General features: G+C 68.5%; 19 protein-coding genes and 3 pseudogenes. 11 read left to right on the top strand and 11 right to left on the bottom strand.

Translation table 11 applies throughout. From position 1 onward, the window contains the following. The 3 genes and pseudogenes from ON23_RS23540 to purH all read left to right on the top strand — a co-directional run. Nucleotides 1-669: pseudogene (locus tag ON23_RS23540) on the top strand (hypothetical protein); the annotation flags it as partial. 65 nt (nucleotides 670-734) lie between these two features. Then, on the top strand, nucleotides 735-1,379 hold the full coding sequence (purN, locus tag ON23_RS23535) for a phosphoribosylglycinamide formyltransferase (protein ID WP_174376518.1): 645 nt from the start codon (nucleotides 735-737) through the stop codon (nucleotides 1,377-1,379). Then, nucleotides 1,372-2,991, top strand: coding sequence for a bifunctional phosphoribosylaminoimidazolecarboxamide formyltransferase/IMP cyclohydrolase (gene purH, locus ON23_RS23530; protein WP_051043198.1), 1,620 nt, complete (start codon nucleotides 1,372-1,374; stop codon nucleotides 2,989-2,991). Before purN ends, purH begins: the two co-directional genes overlap by 8 nt. 84 nt (nucleotides 2,992-3,075) lie before the next feature. Here purH and ON23_RS23525 read toward each other — a convergent pair whose 3' ends face one another. Continuing rightward, nucleotides 3,076-3,537: a hypothetical protein gene (locus ON23_RS23525; protein ID WP_039780835.1), complete on the bottom strand. Its 462-nt coding sequence runs from the start codon at nucleotides 3,535-3,537 to the stop codon at nucleotides 3,076-3,078. Between the two features lie 188 nt (nucleotides 3,538-3,725). Here ON23_RS23525 and ON23_RS23520 point away from each other — a divergent pair, with 188 nt between their 5' ends. Then, nucleotides 3,726-4,286, top strand: a complete 561-nt coding sequence (locus ON23_RS23520) for a LysM peptidoglycan-binding domain-containing protein (RefSeq protein ID WP_039780834.1) — start codon at nucleotides 3,726-3,728, stop codon at nucleotides 4,284-4,286. 58 nt (nucleotides 4,287-4,344) lie between these two features. On the opposite strand, the gene rpsR is transcribed toward ON23_RS23520, so the two are convergent. From rpsR to rpmB, 4 genes and pseudogenes are all read right to left on the bottom strand, one after another. After that, nucleotides 4,345-4,599, bottom strand: coding sequence for a 30S ribosomal protein S18 (gene rpsR / locus ON23_RS23515; protein ID WP_036505473.1), 255 nt, complete (start codon nucleotides 4,597-4,599; stop codon nucleotides 4,345-4,347). A gap of 97 nt (nucleotides 4,600-4,696) precedes the next feature. After that, nucleotides 4,697-5,002, bottom strand: coding sequence for a 30S ribosomal protein S14 (rpsN, locus tag ON23_RS23510; protein ID WP_039780833.1), 306 nt, complete (start codon nucleotides 5,000-5,002; stop codon nucleotides 4,697-4,699). Continuing rightward, a complete protein-coding gene (gene rpmG / locus ON23_RS23505; RefSeq protein WP_036505471.1) occupies nucleotides 5,002-5,169 on the bottom strand; it encodes a 50S ribosomal protein L33 in 168 nt (55 codons plus the stop codon). Before rpmG ends, rpsN begins: the two co-directional genes overlap by 1 nt. A gap of 83 nt (nucleotides 5,170-5,252) precedes the next feature. Next, nucleotides 5,253-5,477, bottom strand: a pseudogene (gene rpmB / locus ON23_RS23500) (50S ribosomal protein L28); the annotation flags it as partial. Nucleotides 5,478-5,571: 94 nt separating this feature from the next. Here rpmB and mrf point away from each other — a divergent pair. The 3 genes from mrf to rpmF are packed head-to-tail and all read left to right on the top strand — an operon-like array spanning nucleotide 5,572 to nucleotide 7,334. Next, on the top strand, nucleotides 5,572-6,876 hold the full coding sequence (mrf, locus tag ON23_RS23495; protein ID WP_039780832.1) for a ribosome hibernation factor-recruiting GTPase MRF: 1,305 nt from the start codon (nucleotides 5,572-5,574) through the stop codon (nucleotides 6,874-6,876). 4 nt (nucleotides 6,877-6,880) lie between these two features. Next, nucleotides 6,881-7,159, top strand: coding sequence for a type B 50S ribosomal protein L31 (locus tag ON23_RS23490; protein ID WP_039780830.1), 279 nt, complete (start codon nucleotides 6,881-6,883; stop codon nucleotides 7,157-7,159). A 1-nt stretch (nucleotide 7,160) separates the two neighbouring features. Continuing rightward, nucleotides 7,161-7,334 carry a 50S ribosomal protein L32 gene (gene rpmF, locus ON23_RS23485; RefSeq protein ID WP_039780828.1) on the top strand — a complete coding sequence of 58 codons (174 nt, stop codon included), beginning with the start codon at nucleotides 7,161-7,163 and terminating at the stop codon, nucleotides 7,332-7,334. Between the two features lie 272 nt (nucleotides 7,335-7,606). On the opposite strand, the gene ON23_RS23480 is transcribed toward rpmF, so the two are convergent. Then, the gene (locus tag ON23_RS23480; protein ID WP_157170271.1) at nucleotides 7,607-8,020 is read right to left on the bottom strand and encodes a hypothetical protein; all 414 of its coding nucleotides are present in this window, start codon (nucleotides 8,018-8,020) and stop codon (nucleotides 7,607-7,609) included. Nucleotides 8,021-8,400: 380 nt separating this feature from the next. Here ON23_RS23480 and ON23_RS23475 point away from each other — a divergent pair, with 380 nt between their 5' ends. After that, complete coding sequence (locus ON23_RS23475; RefSeq protein ID WP_039780822.1) at nucleotides 8,401-9,051, top strand: DUF8020 domain-containing protein; 651 nt, start codon at nucleotides 8,401-8,403, stop codon at nucleotides 9,049-9,051. Between the two features lie 85 nt (nucleotides 9,052-9,136). Here the strand turns inward: ON23_RS23475 and ON23_RS23470 are convergent, their stop codons facing one another. The 5 genes from ON23_RS23470 to ON23_RS23450 all read right to left on the bottom strand — a co-directional run bounded on the left by ON23_RS23470 (nucleotide 9,137) and on the right by ON23_RS23450 (nucleotide 14,432). Further along, nucleotides 9,137-9,964, bottom strand: a complete 828-nt coding sequence (locus ON23_RS23470; RefSeq protein ID WP_051043192.1) for an MHYT domain-containing protein — start codon at nucleotides 9,962-9,964, stop codon at nucleotides 9,137-9,139. Nucleotides 9,965-9,987: 23 nt separating this feature from the next. Further along, on the bottom strand, nucleotides 9,988-10,611 hold the full coding sequence (locus tag ON23_RS23465) for a GTP-binding protein (protein ID WP_373282231.1): 624 nt from the start codon (nucleotides 10,609-10,611) through the stop codon (nucleotides 9,988-9,990). Nucleotides 10,612-10,762: 151 nt separating this feature from the next. Further along, nucleotides 10,763-11,137 carry a DUF742 domain-containing protein gene (locus ON23_RS23460; protein ID WP_051025076.1) on the bottom strand — a complete coding sequence of 125 codons (375 nt, stop codon included), beginning with the start codon at nucleotides 11,135-11,137 and terminating at the stop codon, nucleotides 10,763-10,765. Nucleotides 11,138-11,145: 8 nt separating this feature from the next. Continuing rightward, nucleotides 11,146-11,556 carry a roadblock/LC7 domain-containing protein gene (locus tag ON23_RS23455; protein ID WP_030515097.1) on the bottom strand — a complete coding sequence of 137 codons (411 nt, stop codon included), beginning with the start codon at nucleotides 11,554-11,556 and terminating at the stop codon, nucleotides 11,146-11,148. Then, a complete protein-coding gene (locus tag ON23_RS23450; protein WP_063821323.1) occupies nucleotides 11,553-14,432 on the bottom strand; it encodes a HAMP domain-containing sensor histidine kinase in 2,880 nt (959 codons plus the stop codon). The genes ON23_RS23455 and ON23_RS23450 overlap by 4 nt, the downstream gene beginning before the upstream one ends. 368 nt (nucleotides 14,433-14,800) lie before the next feature. Here ON23_RS23450 and ON23_RS23445 point away from each other — a divergent pair, with 368 nt between their 5' ends. The 3 genes and pseudogenes from ON23_RS23445 to ON23_RS38045 all read left to right on the top strand — a co-directional run. Beyond that, the gene (locus ON23_RS23445; RefSeq protein ID WP_039780838.1) at nucleotides 14,801-15,490 is read left to right on the top strand and encodes a response regulator transcription factor; all 690 of its coding nucleotides are present in this window, start codon (nucleotides 14,801-14,803) and stop codon (nucleotides 15,488-15,490) included. An 89-nt stretch (nucleotides 15,491-15,579) separates the two neighbouring features. Next, complete coding sequence (locus ON23_RS23440; RefSeq protein ID WP_083904199.1) at nucleotides 15,580-16,977, top strand: sensor histidine kinase; 1,398 nt, start codon at nucleotides 15,580-15,582, stop codon at nucleotides 16,975-16,977. 184 nt (nucleotides 16,978-17,161) lie between these two features. Next, nucleotides 17,162-17,833, top strand: a pseudogene (locus tag ON23_RS38045) (hypothetical protein); the annotation flags it as partial.

Raw genomic sequence — 17,833 nt, 5'->3', positions numbered from 1 at the left:
GACTGCGCGCGCGAGTCCGCCGACGAGGTGCGTAGTCCGTGGGCGACGGTGTTCTCGGCGGCGCTCGCCGCACTCGCGCTGTTGCTGCTGGGACTGTTCGCCGGCGGCACGGTCGGATCGTTCGGGGAGATCGGGCCGGGCGTGCTGCTGACCGCGGGGCTCACCTTCGCCTGGCTGACCGTCGCCGGATATCTCGGCTTGCTGTGCGGGCGACGGTTTCTCGGAATTGCGCCGGCTGTGGTCGAGGTGGATCTCGGCGGGCGGCGCGGCCGCTACCTTCCCACCGACTACTCGCACGACGAGTACGACGAGGACGACCGGGACGAGTACCGGGAGCACGGCTACGACCCCCGCCCCGCCACCGATCGCGACGACTATTACGACGATCGGGCCGAACCGGGCTATATCGACCAGCTGTACGACGACCCGCGTTACGTCGAATACGAATTCGAGGACGATGTCGCCGTGGAGGACGACTATCCACGGCCGGCCTACCGCCGCACCGTCTCCACCGAGGTCGTGGAGGTCGACGGCGAACTGCTCGACGACGACCTCGCGCCCGCGCACGCCGATCCGGACGCCGAATTCGACGCCGGAAACTCCGACATCGTCGACGCCGAAGTGGTAGAGGGTGACCTGCCGGAGAGCCCCGGCAGGGGCGGTCGTTAGGCTCTAACCCGGCGGACCTCGGGTTCGCCGCCCTCCGGCAGCCCCGACGCACAGGGAGTAGAGCGCTGACCACCCCGCCCGCCCAGCTGGTCCCTCCGACCGCGCCTGCGACCCTCGTCGTCCTCGCCTCGGGCACGGGATCGCTGCTGCAATCGCTGATCGCGGCCACCGAGCGGCCGGACTATCCGGCGCGGATCGCGGCCGTGGGCGTGGACCGGACCTGCGCGGCGACCGAGCACGCCGTCCGGGCCGGCATTCCGGACTTCCGGGTCGCCCCCGCCGACCATCCCGATCGGTCCGCCTGGGATATCGCGCTCACCGACGCGGTCGGGGCCTACGCACCCGACCTGGTGGTGTCGGCCGGATTCATGCGCCTGTTCGGCCCGAAATTCCTGGAGCGATTCGAGGGCCGGATCATCAACACCCATCCCGCGCTGCTGCCGGCGTTCCCGGGCGCGCACGGGGTGCGCGACGCGCTGGCCTACGGCGTGCGGGTAACGGGCTCCACCGTGCATCTGGTCGACGCGGGCGTCGACACCGGACCGATCCTCGCTCAGGAGCCGGTCGCGGTGCTGCCCGATGACGACGAGGCGAGCTTGCACGAGCGCATCAAAGTTGTGGAGCGTCGGCTGCTGGCGGACACCGTCGCCGCCGTCGCCACGCGAGGCATTGTCTGCGACGGACGAAAGGCAGTAATCCCAGATGAGTGAGGCCCCGGTGAGTGAGCGCAGCGAACGACCCGAAGACACGGGTGCACGCAGGGCGATCCGCAGGGCGTTGGTGAGCGTCTATGACAAAACCGGGCTCATCGAGCTGGCCACCGGACTGAACGACGCCGGTGTCGAACTGGTGTCGACCGGCTCGACCGCCGCCCGCATCGCCGACGCCGGAATTCCGGTGACGAAGGTCGAAGACCTGACCGGTTTCCCGGAAACCCTCGACGGCCGGGTGAAGACGCTGCACCCCCGCGTGCACGCCGGCATCCTCGCCGACACCCGCAAGCAGGAGCACCTCGATCAGCTGGTGGAGCTGGGCGTCGAGGCATTCCAGCTGGTGGTGGTGAACCTGTATCCGTTCACCCAGACCGTCGCCGGCGGCGCCACCCCCGACGAATGCGTCGAGCAGATCGATATCGGCGGCCCGTCGATGGTGCGAGCCGCGGCGAAGAATCACCCCTCGGTCGCGGTCGTGGTCGACACCGGTGACTACGACGACGTGCTGGCCGCGGTGCGCGGCGGCGGTTTCACCCTCGCCGAGCGAACCACCCTGGCCGCCAAGGCTTTCCAGCACACCGCGAGCTACGACGTCGCGGTCGCGAGCTGGATGACCAACGTGCTGACCGCCGAGGACGCCACGGATTCGGCTGCGGGCGGGCAGTTCCCGTCGTGGCTGGGCGGCGTGTGGACCCGCGACGCGGTGCTGCGCTACGGCGAGAATCCGCATCAGGCCGCCGCGCTGTATCGCAACGACTCGGGCCCGGCCGGGCTCGCGCAGGCGAAGCAGGTGCACGGCAAGGAGATGTCGTACAACAACTACACCGATGCCGATGCCGCCTGGCGGGCCGCGTGGGACCACGCCGAACCCGCGGTGGCCATCGTGAAGCACGCCAATCCGTGCGGCATCGCGGTCGGTGCCGATATCGCCGAGGCACACCGCAAGGCGCACGCCTGTGATCCGGTGAGCGCGTTCGGCGGCGTGATCGCGGCCAACCGCGAGGTCACCGTCGAGATGGCCGAACAGGTGGCCGAGATCTTCACCGAGGTCATCGTGGCCCCCGGCTATGCCGACGGCGCGGTGGAGGTGTTGCAGCGCAAGAAGAATGTGCGCATCCTGATCGCCGACGAACCCCGGCGCGGTGGCGTCGAACTGCGGCCGATCAGCGGCGGCGCGCTGCTGCAGCAGACCGATATCGTCGATGCGGACGGTGACGATCCCGCCAACTGGACTCTCGCCACCGGCGAGCCGGCCGACGCCGAAACCCTCGCCGATCTCGAATTCGCCTGGCGCGCATGCCGTGCCGTGAAATCGAATGCGATTCTGCTGGCCCACGACGGTGCCTCGGTCGGTGTCGGCATGGGGCAGGTCAACCGCGTCGACGCCGTACATCTGGCGGTGCTGCGCGCCGGTGACCGCGCCAAGGGGTCGGTGGCCGCCTCCGACGCCTACTTCCCGTTCCCCGACGGTCCGCAGCAGCTGATCGCCGCGGGCGTGAAAGCCATTGTGCAGCCGGGTGGTTCGGTGCGCGACCAGCTGACCATCGACGCCTGCCGGGAGGCCGGGGTCACGATGTACCTCACCGGGGCGCGCCACTTCGCGCACTGATCGGTCATCACGAACGTCGCCGCCCGCTGGTGCCTCCAGCGGGCGGCGACGTCGTTCTACGGGTTCGGTCGTGGGCCCGGCGAATCAGTTCGCGCTCAATACCTTTCGATCGCCCAACGGCTTCTTCAGCGGGATCTCCAGGGTGCCGAAGACGGCGATCATGGTGCACATGCGCCCGGCAGCCTCGGGCAGCGTGCCGGCCTTCAGGGCGACGGTGACGGTGGTGTCGGTTTCGGTGGTGGTCGCGTCCACGCCGTAGCACTCCGGCGAGCCGATCTGGAAGTTGACCGCGATCCGGTCGGGGGCCACCCGGCTCCAGCTGTCGAACGGCAGCGGGTGCGGATTGGTGATCGTCGAGTCGGCGGTGAACATCCGGCCCGGCTGCGGCGGGTTCTGCTCGGTCGGTGTACTGACCGCGGCCGTTGTCGTATTCCCTTGTGCCCCACCGTTGTCGGAGTTCCCGCATGCGGTGACCAGCAGGGCCGGTAGTGCGAGTAGCGCGATTGCCGCCGCTGCGATGCGGCGTCGTCCGGGGATGGAGTCCATGGGGCTCACCCTATCCGCGGGGGTGCGGCGGCTGTGATGCACGTCCCAGTGAACATTCTGCGAACGTCGGCGCGTAACTGCTGCGAAAATCGCGACGGGGCAAGTAGGGTTCGCAAACGATGAGCGAATGCGGTTCTGCGCCATCGAATCACCGATCGACACGACCTCTTCTCGAAAGGATCCACCGCGTGGGCGACACGTTGCAGGTAGGCCGGGAACTGGGCCTGGGTCAGGCCCTTCAGGGCGGCGCGTACACGCTGACTCTCCAGAACGACGGCAACTTGGTGCTTTCCGAGCCCGACGGCACCGTGGTGTGGGCGACGATGACACATGAGCGTGGCGTCGAGCGCGCCGTCCTGCAGGAGGACGGCAACTTCGTGCTGTACTCCGGCAGTGGGCCCGTGTGGACCACCGACACCAACGGACAGGCCGCCGATCATCTGATCGTGCAACCGGACCGCAACCTCGTCCTGTACGGCCGGGACGGCGCCTCGCTGTGGGCGTCGGGCACCAATACCGACAACCCGATCGTGGTCGAGGAGCCGGTCGCCGCACCCGCCGCCGAGCAGGTGCCTCCGCCGCCGCCGGCGCCGGAACCCCGCACCTACACCGTGGAGTCCGGTGACACGCTGTGGGCCATCGCGGAACGGTTCTACGGCGACGGCAACCGCTATCTGGAGATCGCCGGGGCGAGCGGCATCGAGAACCCGGATGTCATCAACGAGGGTCAGCTGCTGACCATTCCGTGACCGGAAACGGCCGAACGCCCCCGGTGTCGCGCATCGGGGGCGTTCGTCTGTTCGTTCGCTACCTACTGGTGAACGGCAGCAGCGCCATCTCGCGCGCGTTCTTCACCGCGACCGCCACCTGCCGCTGCTGCTGCGGCGTGAGCCCGGTGACGCGGCGGCTGCGGATCTTGCCGCGGTCGGAGATGAACGTGCGCAGCAGGTTCACATCCTTGTAGTCGACGATTTCGACGCCGGCCGCGATCAGCGGATTCTTCTTGGGCCGCCGGGCCTGTTCGGCGCGGATCCGCTTCGACGGTGCTCGCTTGACTGCCATGTGGGCCATCCTTTCTCGGCGTGAGCTCTGGTCCTACGCTGTCGCGCGGGCGCCCCGACCGCTCCTGCCGGTTCCTTCCGACGAGATCTGCGATGGTCTACCAACTCGATTTGTGTACACCGGGCAGCTCCCCCCGGTGGGCCAGCTCGCGCACACGTACCCGGGATAGTCCGAACTTGCGGAGATGACCGCGGGGGCGGCCATCGGTGGCGTCCCGATTGCGCAATCGTACCGGACTGGCGTCGCGCGGCAGTCGCTGCAGCGCGAGCTGTGCTGCCGCCCGGCGATCGTCGGCGGTGGCCGGATCGCGGATCAGCTCTTTGAGCTCGGCCCGGCGTTCGGCGTAGCGGGCCACGACGGCGCGGCGTTGCTCGTTGCGTGCGATCTTGGATTTCTTCGCCATCACCGCTCCTCGCGGAAGTCGACGTGCCGGCGCAGCAGCGGATCGTATTTGCGCAGCACCATGCGGTCGGGGTCGTTGCGGCGGTTCTTGCGGGTGACGTAGGTGTAGCCGGTGCCGGCTGTCGACCGCAGTTTCACGATGGGCCGAATCTCGTTGCTGCGCGCCATCAGACCTTCTCCCTGCGCTTGCTGCGGCGTCCGCGGGTCCCTCCGCGGTTAGGCGGGCTGCCGCCTCCGGGCCCGTCGTTCCCGCCGCGCGCACGGATACGGGCCACGACCGCTTCGATCCCGTCGCGGTCGATGGTCTTGATGCCCTTGGCCGAGACGTGCAGTGTGATGCGCCGGCCCTCGCTGGGCAGGAAGTAGGTCTTGCGCTGGATGTTCGGGTCCCAGCGCCGGTTGGTCCGGACGTGGGAGTGCGAGACGGACTTACCGAAGCCCGGCTTGCGACCGGTGACCTGGCAGTGGGCCGACATGGGGCTCCTTTCTGAAAATCATTTTCGACAACGGTCGCCGCAGACTGTACCGTGTGGCTGGAGCAAATGAAAATCATTATCGAAAGGGGTTCCGGTGCTGTCACATCCCGACCGCCGCACGCCCGTCGTGCTGCTGGCGGGCTTCCAGGGGCCGGTCGCGGACGGTATGGATCACCTGGCGCGACTGCTGGGCTCGGCGCCGGGCACCGTCGTCGTGCGACACGATCTGAGCTCGCTGTCCGAAGGTGTGGTGCGCCGCCGGGTGCACCTCGACGGCCGGGAGACGGCGAGCGTGCACGAACTCGCGCACGGCTGCGTCTCCTGCACGCTGCGCGCCGATCTGCTGCCGCTGCTGTGCCGGTTGGCGGCACGAGATTCGGTGCACCGCATCGTGATCGCGCTCGATCCGGCCTTCGAGGCGGAAGCCGTGTGTCATGCGATCGGCACCGTGCCCGTGGTCGACCTGGTGGGTCGCGTCGACGGGCCCGCCGCCCGTGACGTGCGCATCGAGGCGGTCGTGACCGGGCTCGACGCGCGCAGCTGGCTGCCGGACGCGCTGAGCGACGAGACGATCGACGAACGGGCGGGCGGCCCCGGCGACGACGACCGGACGGTGGCGCAGCTCGCCGTCGGACAGGTCGAATTCGCCGACGCGCTCGTGGTTTTCGGTACGGACCAGGTGGGCGATGGTGAACGCGAGGTGCTGCGATCGGTCGTGGATCGGCTGGTGCCCCGGGCTCCGTCGATCTGGGCCGGCGACGGACGGGATATCGCCGCGGCGCGCATCGAGATGCTGCTCGACCGCATTCCGGCCGATTCCCGGCGCGGCCGCATCTTCGACGCGCACGCACCGTTGTTGCGCGGCCGGCCGCCGCTGGCGGAGGAGAACGATGTGGCGTTGATCGAATTCGCCACCGATCGCCCGTTCCATCCGACCCGTCTGCACGAAGCGATGGATGTGCTGTTCGACGGCGTGGTCACCGCACGCGGGCGGATCTGGCTGGCGACTCAACCCGAACGCGTGGTGTGGCTGGAATCCGCCGGCGGGGGAGTGCGGGTCGGTGACGCCGGAACCTGGCTGGCGGCCATGAGTCCCGCGGAACGGGAATCGGCCGACCCCGATCGGCGGGCGCTGGCGGCGCTGCGCTGGGACGAGGATTTCGGCGATCGCGACATCTCGCTGGTGATCCTCACCTGCGGTGCGAATCCGGACGACATCCGCACCGCGCTGCACTGGGCGCTGCTCGACGAGGCCGAGATGATCCTGCTGCGCAACGCGCCGGATCTGGTCGCGCACTGGGACGATCCGTTCGGCGAGTTCCACGAGGACCCCTGCGAGACAACCGAATCCGACAACTCAGGCGGCCGTGGTGTCGAATCCCGGCCGAACGAAAGGTAGGACGATGAAATCAGGGATCCATCCGGAGTACCACCCGGTGGTCTTCGAAGATGTCAGCACCGGCAAACGCTTCCTCACCCGATCGACGGCGACGAGCACCCGCACCGTCGAATGGTCCGACGGCAACAGCTATCCGCTGATCACCGTCGACGTCACCGCGGACTCCCACCCGTTCTGGACCGGGGCGCATCGCGTCCTCGACACTCAGGGCCGGGTGGAGAAATTCGAACGCAAATACGGCAGGCGCACACCGCGTCCCGGTTCCGTGCGAGGGGAGAACTGAGATGGCGGTGCCGAAGCGGCGACTGTCGCGCGCCAATACCCACAGCCGGCGTTCGAACTGGAAGGCGACTCCTCCCGACCTGGTGCCGGTCAGGGTCGATGGTGTCGTCCACAAGATCCCGCGCCGATTGGTCACCGCCGTCCGACGTGGCCTGATCGACCCGGCCCGGCTATAGGACATGGGTTTCGGTCGCCGACAATATGTGGCGTTTGCCTGAATCGAGCGACCAACTGGTTATCAAATAAATCGGAGTCAGCAGGGCAATCGGTGTTACTGTGCTTGCGAGTCAGTAGCTGGAATCTGAATTGCCAACTGCTGGTTGGTTTTTGGTGCCGGAAAAAGTCCGTCGGAAACGCTGTTTTCCTGAGGCGCCCCCGGTACCCTCGTGGCTGAGGGCGGGTTCTCCTGGTAACGGGAGAGCCCGCTCATCGCCACTTTCGGGCCCGTTCACTCATGTCGCGCCGGGGACCGCGGCGCTTCCAACGCTCGCTGCCCGGGCTGTGGCGCATCGTCCGGCTTCGGTCGCAACGCCTCGAGCAACGACTCCCAGCGCGCGATCTGCTCGCCGATCACCGCCGCCGGATTCTCCAGCAGGGCGGCCGCCAGCGACAGCGGCCACGGCAGTTCGGCCACCGGCGGCGCCTGGCGGGTCAGTTCCAGCACGGTCGTCTCCAGGTCGGCGATCTCGGTGCGCAGTTCGGCGATCTGCCGCAGGGCGGCGCCCAGCGCCTCGACGACCGTCCGTTCCGATATGGGGCCGCCGTCCGTGCCGTCGTCGCCCAGCTGGGGCCAGCCCGCCAAACCGGGACCGCGTAGCTGCACCTGTACATCGCGCAATATCGCTTCCTGCTCCGGAGTCACATCCGGTACCTCTCTCATCGCTCCCGCCGCGGGCCGAAATGCCTGCTCCACACTGTAATTCGCGGAGCCGCTCCCGTGTGCGCCGGCGGCGCCGCCCGGCGGCGGTTTCCGTGCGGCTGCCGGGCGGTCGGCGGGTGTCGCGTATCGGGGTGCGAGATGTCGGTGCGCGGGCGGCTGCATATTTGCCGACCCGTGCTCACCGACCCGAAAATGTCCGAATTTTCAGTTTCTTAACATTCCTGGCATCTTCTTGGCGGCTTATTAACGGCCTTTGTTACGTGTTCGTAATGGGTGCACGACAGCCTGTCTAAGGGTTTCGATTTCGAGCTCAGGCGCCAGGGTATCGGCGCCGCAAACTGCTGAAGAAAGTGTATGAGGGAATGAAGCTCAGGAAGTTCGCCGCAACATCGGCTCTGGTCATCGCTGCTCTTGGGATCTCCACAGGCACCGCATTCGCAGCCCCCGCTCCGGCCGCCAACCCCGATATTCATTACACGGCAAACGTTGTCGACAAATCCGTCGTGGTGAAGACCGACGCCGGATCGCTGACGACCGAAGGCAACGAGTTCCAGGTCCGCGACAACCAGGGCAAGGTGGTAGCCGGATTTCCGCTGAGCTATCAGCACGACGGTCTGGAGTACCCGATCGCCGCGCAGATCGACGGTAACCAGGCCACCCTGGTGCCGAGCACCGACCGCGCCGCCGCCCACCCGGCGCCGATGCTGCACGATGTGGCCAGCCGTTCGGATCTCGACGCGGCCAACCAGAGCGCGATCAACGAACTCGGTATCGCCACCAGCATCGGCACCCTCGTCGGCACCGCGATCGGCCTGGCCGGCGGTTGTGCGCTCGGTGCCGTCCTCGGCACCCCGTTCCTGGTCGTTCCGGGCTGGATCGGCGGCTGCCTGACCGGTGCCGCCCTGGGCGCCCCGCTGGGTGCCGCGGCCGGTCTGGTCGGCGTCGGCGGTATCTCCGGCGTGCTCGTCGCGATCGAGTACTTCAACCGGATCAACGCGCCCGCCGAGTCGTAATCACCAGTAGCGCAACGCGATCGGGGCGGGCCGTGCGGCCCGCCCCGATTCTCGTCTGTGCGCGGCCCGACCGCCGCGCATCCGCTCAGCTCACCGGCTGCGGTGCCCGACCCGCCGATCGAGCCTTGCCGGCCGGCGAAGCGGTCTGTCCGGCAGGGGGATTCGCGGCCTGTGCCAACTGCCGCGAGCGGGTTGTTCCGGTGCGGTCGGGGGCGACCAGCACCGCGGTGATCGGTACCGCCAGCGACAGCGTCCCCACCACGAACACCGGCACGAAGAGGGTGAACAGATCGTCGCCGTCGGGCTGGCCGACCGCGGTGTCGAGATGTACGTGCACCCCGGCCTGGCCGAGGTAGTGGATCGCGGTGACCGCCAGCGCATACAGCGCGGCCGCCCCGGCCAGCGGCAGCATCGCCTGGAAACGGGTGGTGGCCCACAGCACACCGATCGAGGCCGCGACGGCCAGCGCCCCCGCGCTCAGCGACATCCAGATGTTCACGTCGACCGATCCCTGCACGCGGATCGCCCCCATGGCGAGCAGGTGCATGATGCCGATGCCGAGGCCCATCACCACGCCGCCGCTGATCACCCGTACCAGCGTGCTCACCTTGCCCGTGATCACCAGACCGGCCAGGACCGCAGCCACCGCGACGGCCGTCGCCACGACCATCCGGGCGATGTCGTAGCGGATCTCACCGGACGACACCCCGACGCCGAGCATGGTGACATACACCGCGAGCCAGGTGCCGACACCGCCGATGGACACTGCCGCCGCGGTGAGCCACACCATCCGGAACCGCGCGGTGACCGAGAGCGTCGACTGGCGAACACAGGCCAGTCCGACGACCGCGCCGGCCGCGGAAACCCCGAGTGCCAGGCCCAGCACCCAGTACCCCATGGTGAAGTAGTTCATCGCTTCCCCTCAGCTCGCACCGCTCAGCTCTGTCCCACCGTCGCGTGGGTGGCGGTCAACCGCTGAATCGCGTATTCGGTGACCGCGGCGAGCGCCCGCCGAACCTCACCGGCGTCCCGGGCGTCGATATCGACCACCGGCACGCCCTCGCGGATCGACAGCGCCTCCCGGAGTTCGGCGACCGGGAACCGCGGTGCGCTCGGAAACCTGTTGACCGCCACCAGGAACGGCAGCCCGCGCGCCTCGAAGAAGTCGACCGCGGCGAAGCTGTCCTCGATCCGGCGCGTGTCGACCAGCACGACGGCGCCGATGGCACCGCGGATCAGGTCGTCCCACATGAACCAGAACCGGCGCTGCCCGGGCGTGCCGAACAGGTACAGCGTCAGGTTGCCGGGCAGGATGATGCGGCCGAAATCCATGGCCACCGTGGTGGTTTCCTTGCCCGGGGTGGCGGACAGGTCGTCGATGCCGTCGGATACGCCGGTCACCATGGCCTCGGTGCGCAGCGGCACGATCTCCGAGACCGCGCCGACGAAGGTGGTCTTCCCGGCGCCGAACCCGCCCGCGACCACGATTTTGGTCGAGGCGGTGCGGCTGTCGAGCTCCGGGTGGGGCGGCATCGGAGCCGTCGAGTTCTGAAAGTGCATGGGGGGATTCTGGTATGGAAGCGGCGGTTGCGGGTGCGAGCCCGGGGAATTGGCTCCGAGCGGTCCGATCTGCGCGGAATCGGGTTGCGGCGCGGGCGGATACCGCTCGGCCGTTGAGGGTGCCCCGGTGTGCGGGGGCGGTGCCGCGGTGTCAAAGGGCACGGAGTCCACGCAGGGTCCTCTCCATCAGCGATCGCCGCTCGTCGAATGTGGCGTCCTCGCTGAGCGTGGTGTGCACCCGCAGTGTGCCGGCCACCACCAGGTCGCCGATCACCACCCGGATCATGCCCAGGGGACGTTGCAGATGGGCGGCGATTTCGGCGACCGAGAGCCGCCCCGCGCCCAGACGCAGAATATCTGTTCGAATATCGCCTGCGGGCCAATCGAATTGATTGGCGTAGGGCAGTGTTTCCACGACCGCCTCGAGAGGCAGTTCGACCGCGGGTTCGGTGCGCCCAGCGGTCAGCGCATAAGGACGGACGCGAGTGGTTGGCCGGCCGGACCCGGCTCCGAACGAGCTGGACATCGCAATCGTCAGACCGCCGAACGGGCCGTGGCTTGCACGACCGATCCGACTCGATCGACGAGCAGGGCCATCTCGTAACCGATGCGGCCGATGTCGTGCTGCTTGTTGGCCAGTACCGCCAGATGCGAGCCGTTGCCGACACTCATCACCAGCAGATAGCCGCGCTGCATGTCGACGATCGACTGCATCACCTTGCCGCCGTTGAACAATTGCGCAGCCCCCGCCGACAGACTCGCCAGTCCGGCGGTCACCGCGGAGAGCTGTTCGGCCCGATCGGACGGCAGGTGCGGACTGGTCGCCTGGAGCAGGCCGTCGGCCGAGACGAGCACCGCGTGCGAGACTCCAGGCACCTCTCTGGTGAAACGGGTGACGAGCCAGTTCAAATTCTCGTCCGTACTGTTCTGCGCAGTGTCGGTCATGCAAAGCCTCCGTCGTTCTGCTGAGCGTTGTTCCGCTGGTCCGTGTCGAACCGGGCCGCATCGGCCGGGTCGTACTGGGCCGTGTTGTCTCGGACGCTGACGCGTCCGCTGCGGACGCCGCTCAGATGCCTGGACAAGTTGTTGCGGATTTCCTCCGGATCCCGGGCCTCGACGGCATCGTCCTGCGTCACTCCACCGGGCACCAGCTGCGCACCGGGCCGGCGGATGGGCAGGCCACCCGTGGTACGGGTGGTCGCGGTCGGGGTGCTGGCGTCCGCGGCCGCCGCCCAGCCCTCGTCGGCGGGAGACGACCAGGCGCCGGTCGGCGCGTTCGAGGACGGTTCGACCAGCCATTCGGACACCATGCGCTGATAGATCGGTGTGGGGGATTCCGGTTTGGCCGGCGCCTGAGCATCCTGCTGAGGAGCGTCGTGCTGATAGGCATCGGGCCGGGGTGGCGCGAGAGTCGCGCCGTGGCGGGACAGCGGCGCCGGTTCGCGGTCCGGGGTGCGCTGTGCCGGGGCCATGATCGCCGTTTCGGCCCAGATATCGATGGGCTGCGGCTGGGGTTGCGGCCGTGGATCGGCCGGGGCGGGACGCCGGGGCGGCACGATCTGTTCCAGATCGCGGTCGGTCACCGGGTTCCACGGATCGGAGGCCGGGCCGAAATTCTCGCCGCGACTCGCGCTTTCGGCCTCCTCGGCGTCGTCGCGTTCGTCGCGGTGATTCTCCTCGGCGCGCTCGTCGTGGACGGCGTTCTCGCGTCCGGTGTCGGCGCCGCGCAGTACACCGTCGTCGAGCGGTTCCGGTGCGCGGTTGTCGTTCTCGGTGGCGTCCGGCAACGGGGTGAGCCGGGTGACCGGCGCCGCGGATTCGGAATCCGACTGGCCGGACGGGCGGCGCTGCGGCAGTCCGGCGCTGGTGAAGCGGGCCGGCTCCGACGTCTCCCCGAACCGCTCCGGCGGATTGGGCACCGCGGTGAGTGTGCGGCCGGGAGCGGGAAATTCGGTGACCGGGGAGGAGAAGTCCGCGATCGGTGTGGTGAACGTCGAGATGGCCGGCGGGACCACGGCCTCGGTGGGCGAGACCAGCGCACCCGGTAGATGCACACTGGCCGTGATACCCGGCTGCTGTGCCATCGTGGAGGTGCGGCGCAGGCTGACCGTGATGGTGTGCCGTGCCGCCAGCCGCCCGACCACGAAAAGACCCATGCGACGGGCGGTTTCGATGGTGACCTCACCACCGGAGGCCAGGCGTTCGTTGATCGCGCGCATATCGTCGGCGGACATGCCGAGTCCGCGGTCGGTGATCTCGATCAGATATCCGCCGTCCACCGCGCGCGATACCGAGACCGCCACCGGCGTATTCGGCGGCGAGTAGCGCAGCGAGTTGTCGATCAGTTCGGCCAGCAGGTGTTCGATGTCGACGGCGGGCTCACCGGCGACGATACCGTCGGGCACCGAACCGATTTCGACGCGCTGATAATCCTCGACCTGGGAGACCGCACTCCACAGCATGTCCGACAGCGGCACCGGCGGCAGATGTCCGCGGCGCAGCGCGGTGCCGGCCAGCACCAGCAGGTTGTCGCCGTTGCGGCGCATGCGGGTGGCGAGGTGGTCGAGGCGGAACAGGCTCTGCAGGCGATCGGAGTCGTCCTCGTCGCGTTCCAGATCCTCGATCAGCGACAGCTGCTGTTCGACCAGCGATTGGCTGCGCCGCGAGAGCGTTTCGAACATATTGCTGATCTGCAGGCGCAAACGGGCCTGCTCGGCGGCGAGGAACAACGCCTGGCGGTGCATGTCGTCGACCGCTCGGGCCAGCTGACCGATCTCCTCGGTGGTCTGCACGTCGACCGGGACGATCTCCGGGGTCGCACCGCCGCCGCGCACGACCGCGAGTTCGGCGGGCAGGTCGGTGTGGGCGACCTGCAGCGAATCGCGGCGCAGGCGGCGAATCGGGACGACCAGCGAGCGGGCGACCGCCAGCGCCAGGGCCAGACCGGCCAGCAGGGTCACGACCACCAGCGCCACATCGCGCAGGACCGTGCCGCGCGCGTCGACCGAGCGATCCGACAGTCCGGAGTCGATCAGGTCGACCAGATGATTGGTGGCCTCGTTGTAGGTGTCGGTACTGGTCTGCAGCGACTGCACGACACCGGGCACGTTGATCGGCTCGACCGCGTTCTGGCTCATCGCCGCGATGCGCGTCTGCAGCGCGCCCAGCAGTACATCCGGCTTCAGCGCCGACTCCGGCTGCACGACCGCGTACTGGTTGATCATGGTCAGCTCGGCGCCGGTGGCCGTCAGGACCTGGGCCAGCACGGCCGGGTTGTTGCCGATCTCGCCGCTCTCCAGCGCCAGCTGCTGCTGGGTGAACATCTGGCGGGCGATCGCGATGACACCCATCTGCACGTAATAACGCTCGAGGGTGGTTTCCTTCGGCGTCGCCAGTGACGAGACGGCGTTGCTGACGTGGCCGTTCACCTCGCTCGCCTGTTTGACGACCTCCTGTGGCGCACCGCCGTGCAGGCTGTTGCGCAGGGTGCGCCCGGCCGCCAGCGCCTCGGTGAGTTCGGTGGCGACGCGCTTGTCGGCCGCCGAATTCTGTAGCGCCGTCTGCAGATCCGCCGCGGCCTGGTCGAACCGGGCCGCGGCCTGGTCCAGCGCCGACTGCGGAACGTGCTCGCCGTTGCCGAGGGTGACGGCGAGATTGTTGGCCGCCGAACCGAAGTCGAGGGTCGGCCGAATGATCCGCGCCTGCTCACTGGCCGTGTTCAGCTGTGAGATGGTGCCGAGTTCGTCCTTGATTCGAAGAACGGCGAATGCCGATGCCAGCACGACCGGCAGCAGTAGCACGATGCCGACCTTGCTGGTCACGGACAGATTGGACAGACTCCTCTGCCATGGCCGCGGTGCAGTGCCCATCCCGCTTCCGTCGCCTCCGCTCGCGCACGTGCCCCGGGTTCCGGCCGCCGCCCGCGTCTGGCCGTTCGGGTCCAACGGGTTGAGAACCAACTAGAGGTTTACTTTTACCGCAGGCAACATACCGCGAGAACACGTTCGCGGCAATTTGGAGGGGTCCAGCGACAACGGTCTAAATCGGCTCGGCGCAACAACTTTCGTGTGCAACACATACTTCCCGGAACTATTTTCGATGATTCCGCAGGTCACCTGTTGTGGATGTGCGGCGTGTCGAATGGTCGGTTCTCAGTCGGCTCTCAGTCGATCCGGTCAAACTGGAGGCCATGCGCATTCTGGTAGTCGACGATGATCGCGCGGTGCGCGAGTCGCTGCGCCGGTCGCTCACCTTCAATGGATATTCCGTCGAGCTGGCGGTCGACGGCGTCGACGCCTTGGAGAAGGTCAGCGCGTCCCGGCCCGATGCATTGGTGCTCGATGTGATGATGCCGCGGCTGGACGGCCTGGAGGTATGCCGCCGCCTGCGCAGCACCGGTGATGATCTGCCGATTCTCGTACTCACCGCCCGGGATTCGGTGTCGGAGCGAGTGGCCGGGCTCGACGCCGGCGCCGACGACTATCTGCCCAAACCGTTCGCGCTCGAGGAATTGCTGGCGCGTTTGCGCGCGCTGTTGCGCCGCACCACCGCCGACCCGGCCACCGATTCCTCGGAGACGATGCGTTTCGCGGATCTGTCCCTGGATCCGGTGACGCGCGAGGTATCGCGCGGCGAGCGCGCCATCAGCCTGACCCGCACCGAATTCTCGCTGCTGGAAATGCTGATGGCGAATCCGCGCCGGGTGTTGACGCGCAGCCGCATTCTGGAGGAGGTCTGGGGCTACGACTTTCCCACCTCCGGTAATGCGCTCGAGGTCTATATCGGCTATCTGCGCCGCAAAACCGAGGCCGAGGGGGAGCCGCGATTGATCCACACCGTGCGCGGGGTGGGTTACGTGCTGCGCGAGACTCCCCCGTAGGCCGGGTCGTCGTGGCAAGAGCTCATCCGGGGCACGGTGGCCGTCCCGATCGCGTGGCCCGGCTGGGGCCGCGTCCCGATCCGCACGAAATGCGCCCGCCCATGCCGCTGACCCGATCGGTGTCGCTGCGCTGGCGGGTGACGCTGCTGGCCGCCTCGGTGGTGGCCATCGCCGTCGCGGTGACCTCGATCGCCGCCTACGCACTGGTCGCCCGCGCTCTGTACGCCGATGTGGACAGTCAGTTGCGCAGCCGCTCGGAGGTGATGGTCAAGAACAACATCGACCTGCAGGGATTTCAGGCGATCATCATGTTCAGCAGCCTGTACTCCAACGATATCGGCATCGCGCTGATCTATCCCGACGTCGATGTGCCCTATGCCCCGCCGCAGCCGATGGATCCGCCGATCGGCCCGGCCGAGATGGCGGTGGCGCACGGTAAGGCCGATGTCTCGCTGCGGACCGCGAACAATCAGCGCGTGCTCGCCCGGCGCACGAAATCCGGTGCCACGCTGGTCATCTCGCGATCGCTGGAACCCACCCGCGAAGTGCTCGATCGGCTCGCGTGGCTGCTGTTCACGATCGGCGGGTGTGGCGTGCTGGTCGCCGGAGCCGCGGGTGCGACGGTCGGGCGAACGGGGTTGCGGCCCATCGCGCGATTGACCGCGGCCACCGAACGCGTCGCGCGCACCGACGATCTGGCGCCGATTCCGGTCACCGGTGACGACGAACTGGCGCGGCTCACCGAGAGTTTCAATCTGATGTTGCGGGCGCTGGCCGAATCTCGCGATCGGCAGCGGCGGCTGGTGGCCGACGCCGGACACGAACTGCGCACCCCGCTGACCTCGCTGCGCACCAATATGGAACTGCTCATCGCCTCCTCGCGACCGGACGCGCCGCCGATTCCCGAGGAGGACATGGCCGGGCTGCGCGCGGATGTGATCGCCCAGATCGAGGAGCTGTCCACGCTGGTGGGAGACCTGGTGGACCTGGCCCGCGAGGACGCGCCCGAAACCGTCTACGAGCGGGTCGATCTCGGCGAGGTCGCCGAGCGCGCGCTGGAACGGGTGCGGCGGCGGCGCGTGGACGTCGAATTCTCGGCGCGGCTGCGGCCGTGGTTCGTCTACGGCCACGACGCCGGACTGGAGCGGGCCATCCTCAACGTGCTCGACAATGCCGCGAAGTGGAGCCCGCCGGAGGCGCAGGTCATCCTGACCATGCGCGAAACCGGGCCCGGGCTCATGGAGATCGCCATCGACGATGCCGGGCCGGGTATTCCGCCGGAGGAACGGGAACTGGTCTTCGAACGCTTCTACCGCACCACGGCGTCGCGATCGATGCCCGGATCCGGGCTGGGTCTGGCGATCGTCAAACAGGTGGTGTCCAAACACGGCGGCACCATCACCGTGGACACCTCCGAGCGTGGCGGCACGCTGGTGCGCATCGTCCTTCCCGGCGAACCGCCGGTCGCCGGGGAGCGCCGGGCGTGATCACCGGCGAGCCGGAATCGCCGGCCGCGCGCCGGAGCGCCCCATAAGCTGTGACCGTGCGGCGTCCCGCTCCCGCGGAAACCCGGATACGGCACGGAGTCACGGAGAACTGAAAGCACGGTCTCAGTCCGCTCTCAGTCGCTGTCACCAGGCTGGGCGACAGACTCGAGGAGAAACGAGAAATATGACCGAGGATTCGAGGGACAGGCGCGACGAGCCGACCGGTTCGACTCCCCAGTCGGGAGGGGCCGAGCCGACCCCGCCGCCGGCAGCTTCCGGAACCCCGTCGCAGGAGGGGGATGCCGGTAACGCCTCGCGCGGGTGGGGGCAACCGTCGCAGTGGGCAGGGCCGTCGTCGCAGGCCGGTGGGGCCGACCCAGGCGCGCAATCGCACGGATCGGGACCGGCCGGGCCGAGTGGGGGCCCGCAGGTACCGCCCGGTGAGCACGCGTCCGGCGAGCATCGGACCGAGCAGTTCACGAGTCAGCAGGGCGGGCCCGACCGACCGGGGCAGGGGTACGGACCGGGGCAGCATCCGGGGTTCGCCGCCGATCCCGCGGCCGGTCACACCGCGCCGATGCCGCCGTACAACCCGTACGCCTCGGGCCACACCTCGGGCCAGGGCTATCAGCAGCCCGGCTCGCCCTCCTCCGGCACGCCCTACGTCGCCGGCGAGCACCGCGCCGGTGACCCGTATCCCGCGGGTCCGGGTGCCGATCCCACCGGCGCCTACGCCGGGACTCCGCGCCGCCGCGGCCGCGCGGGCCTGCTCGCCGGCGCCGTCGTGCTGGCGCTCGTCGCGGGCGGTATCGGCGGTGCGGTCGGCACCCTCGCCACACGCTCGGACGACAACAAC

This window comes from Nocardia cerradoensis NBRC 101014, assembly GCF_000308535.1.
Classification (GTDB): domain Bacteria; phylum Actinomycetota; class Actinomycetes; order Mycobacteriales; family Mycobacteriaceae; genus Nocardia; species Nocardia cerradoensis.
Note: the sequence above shows the minus strand (reverse complement) of the source record. Positions and strands in the feature narration are given on the sequence as shown.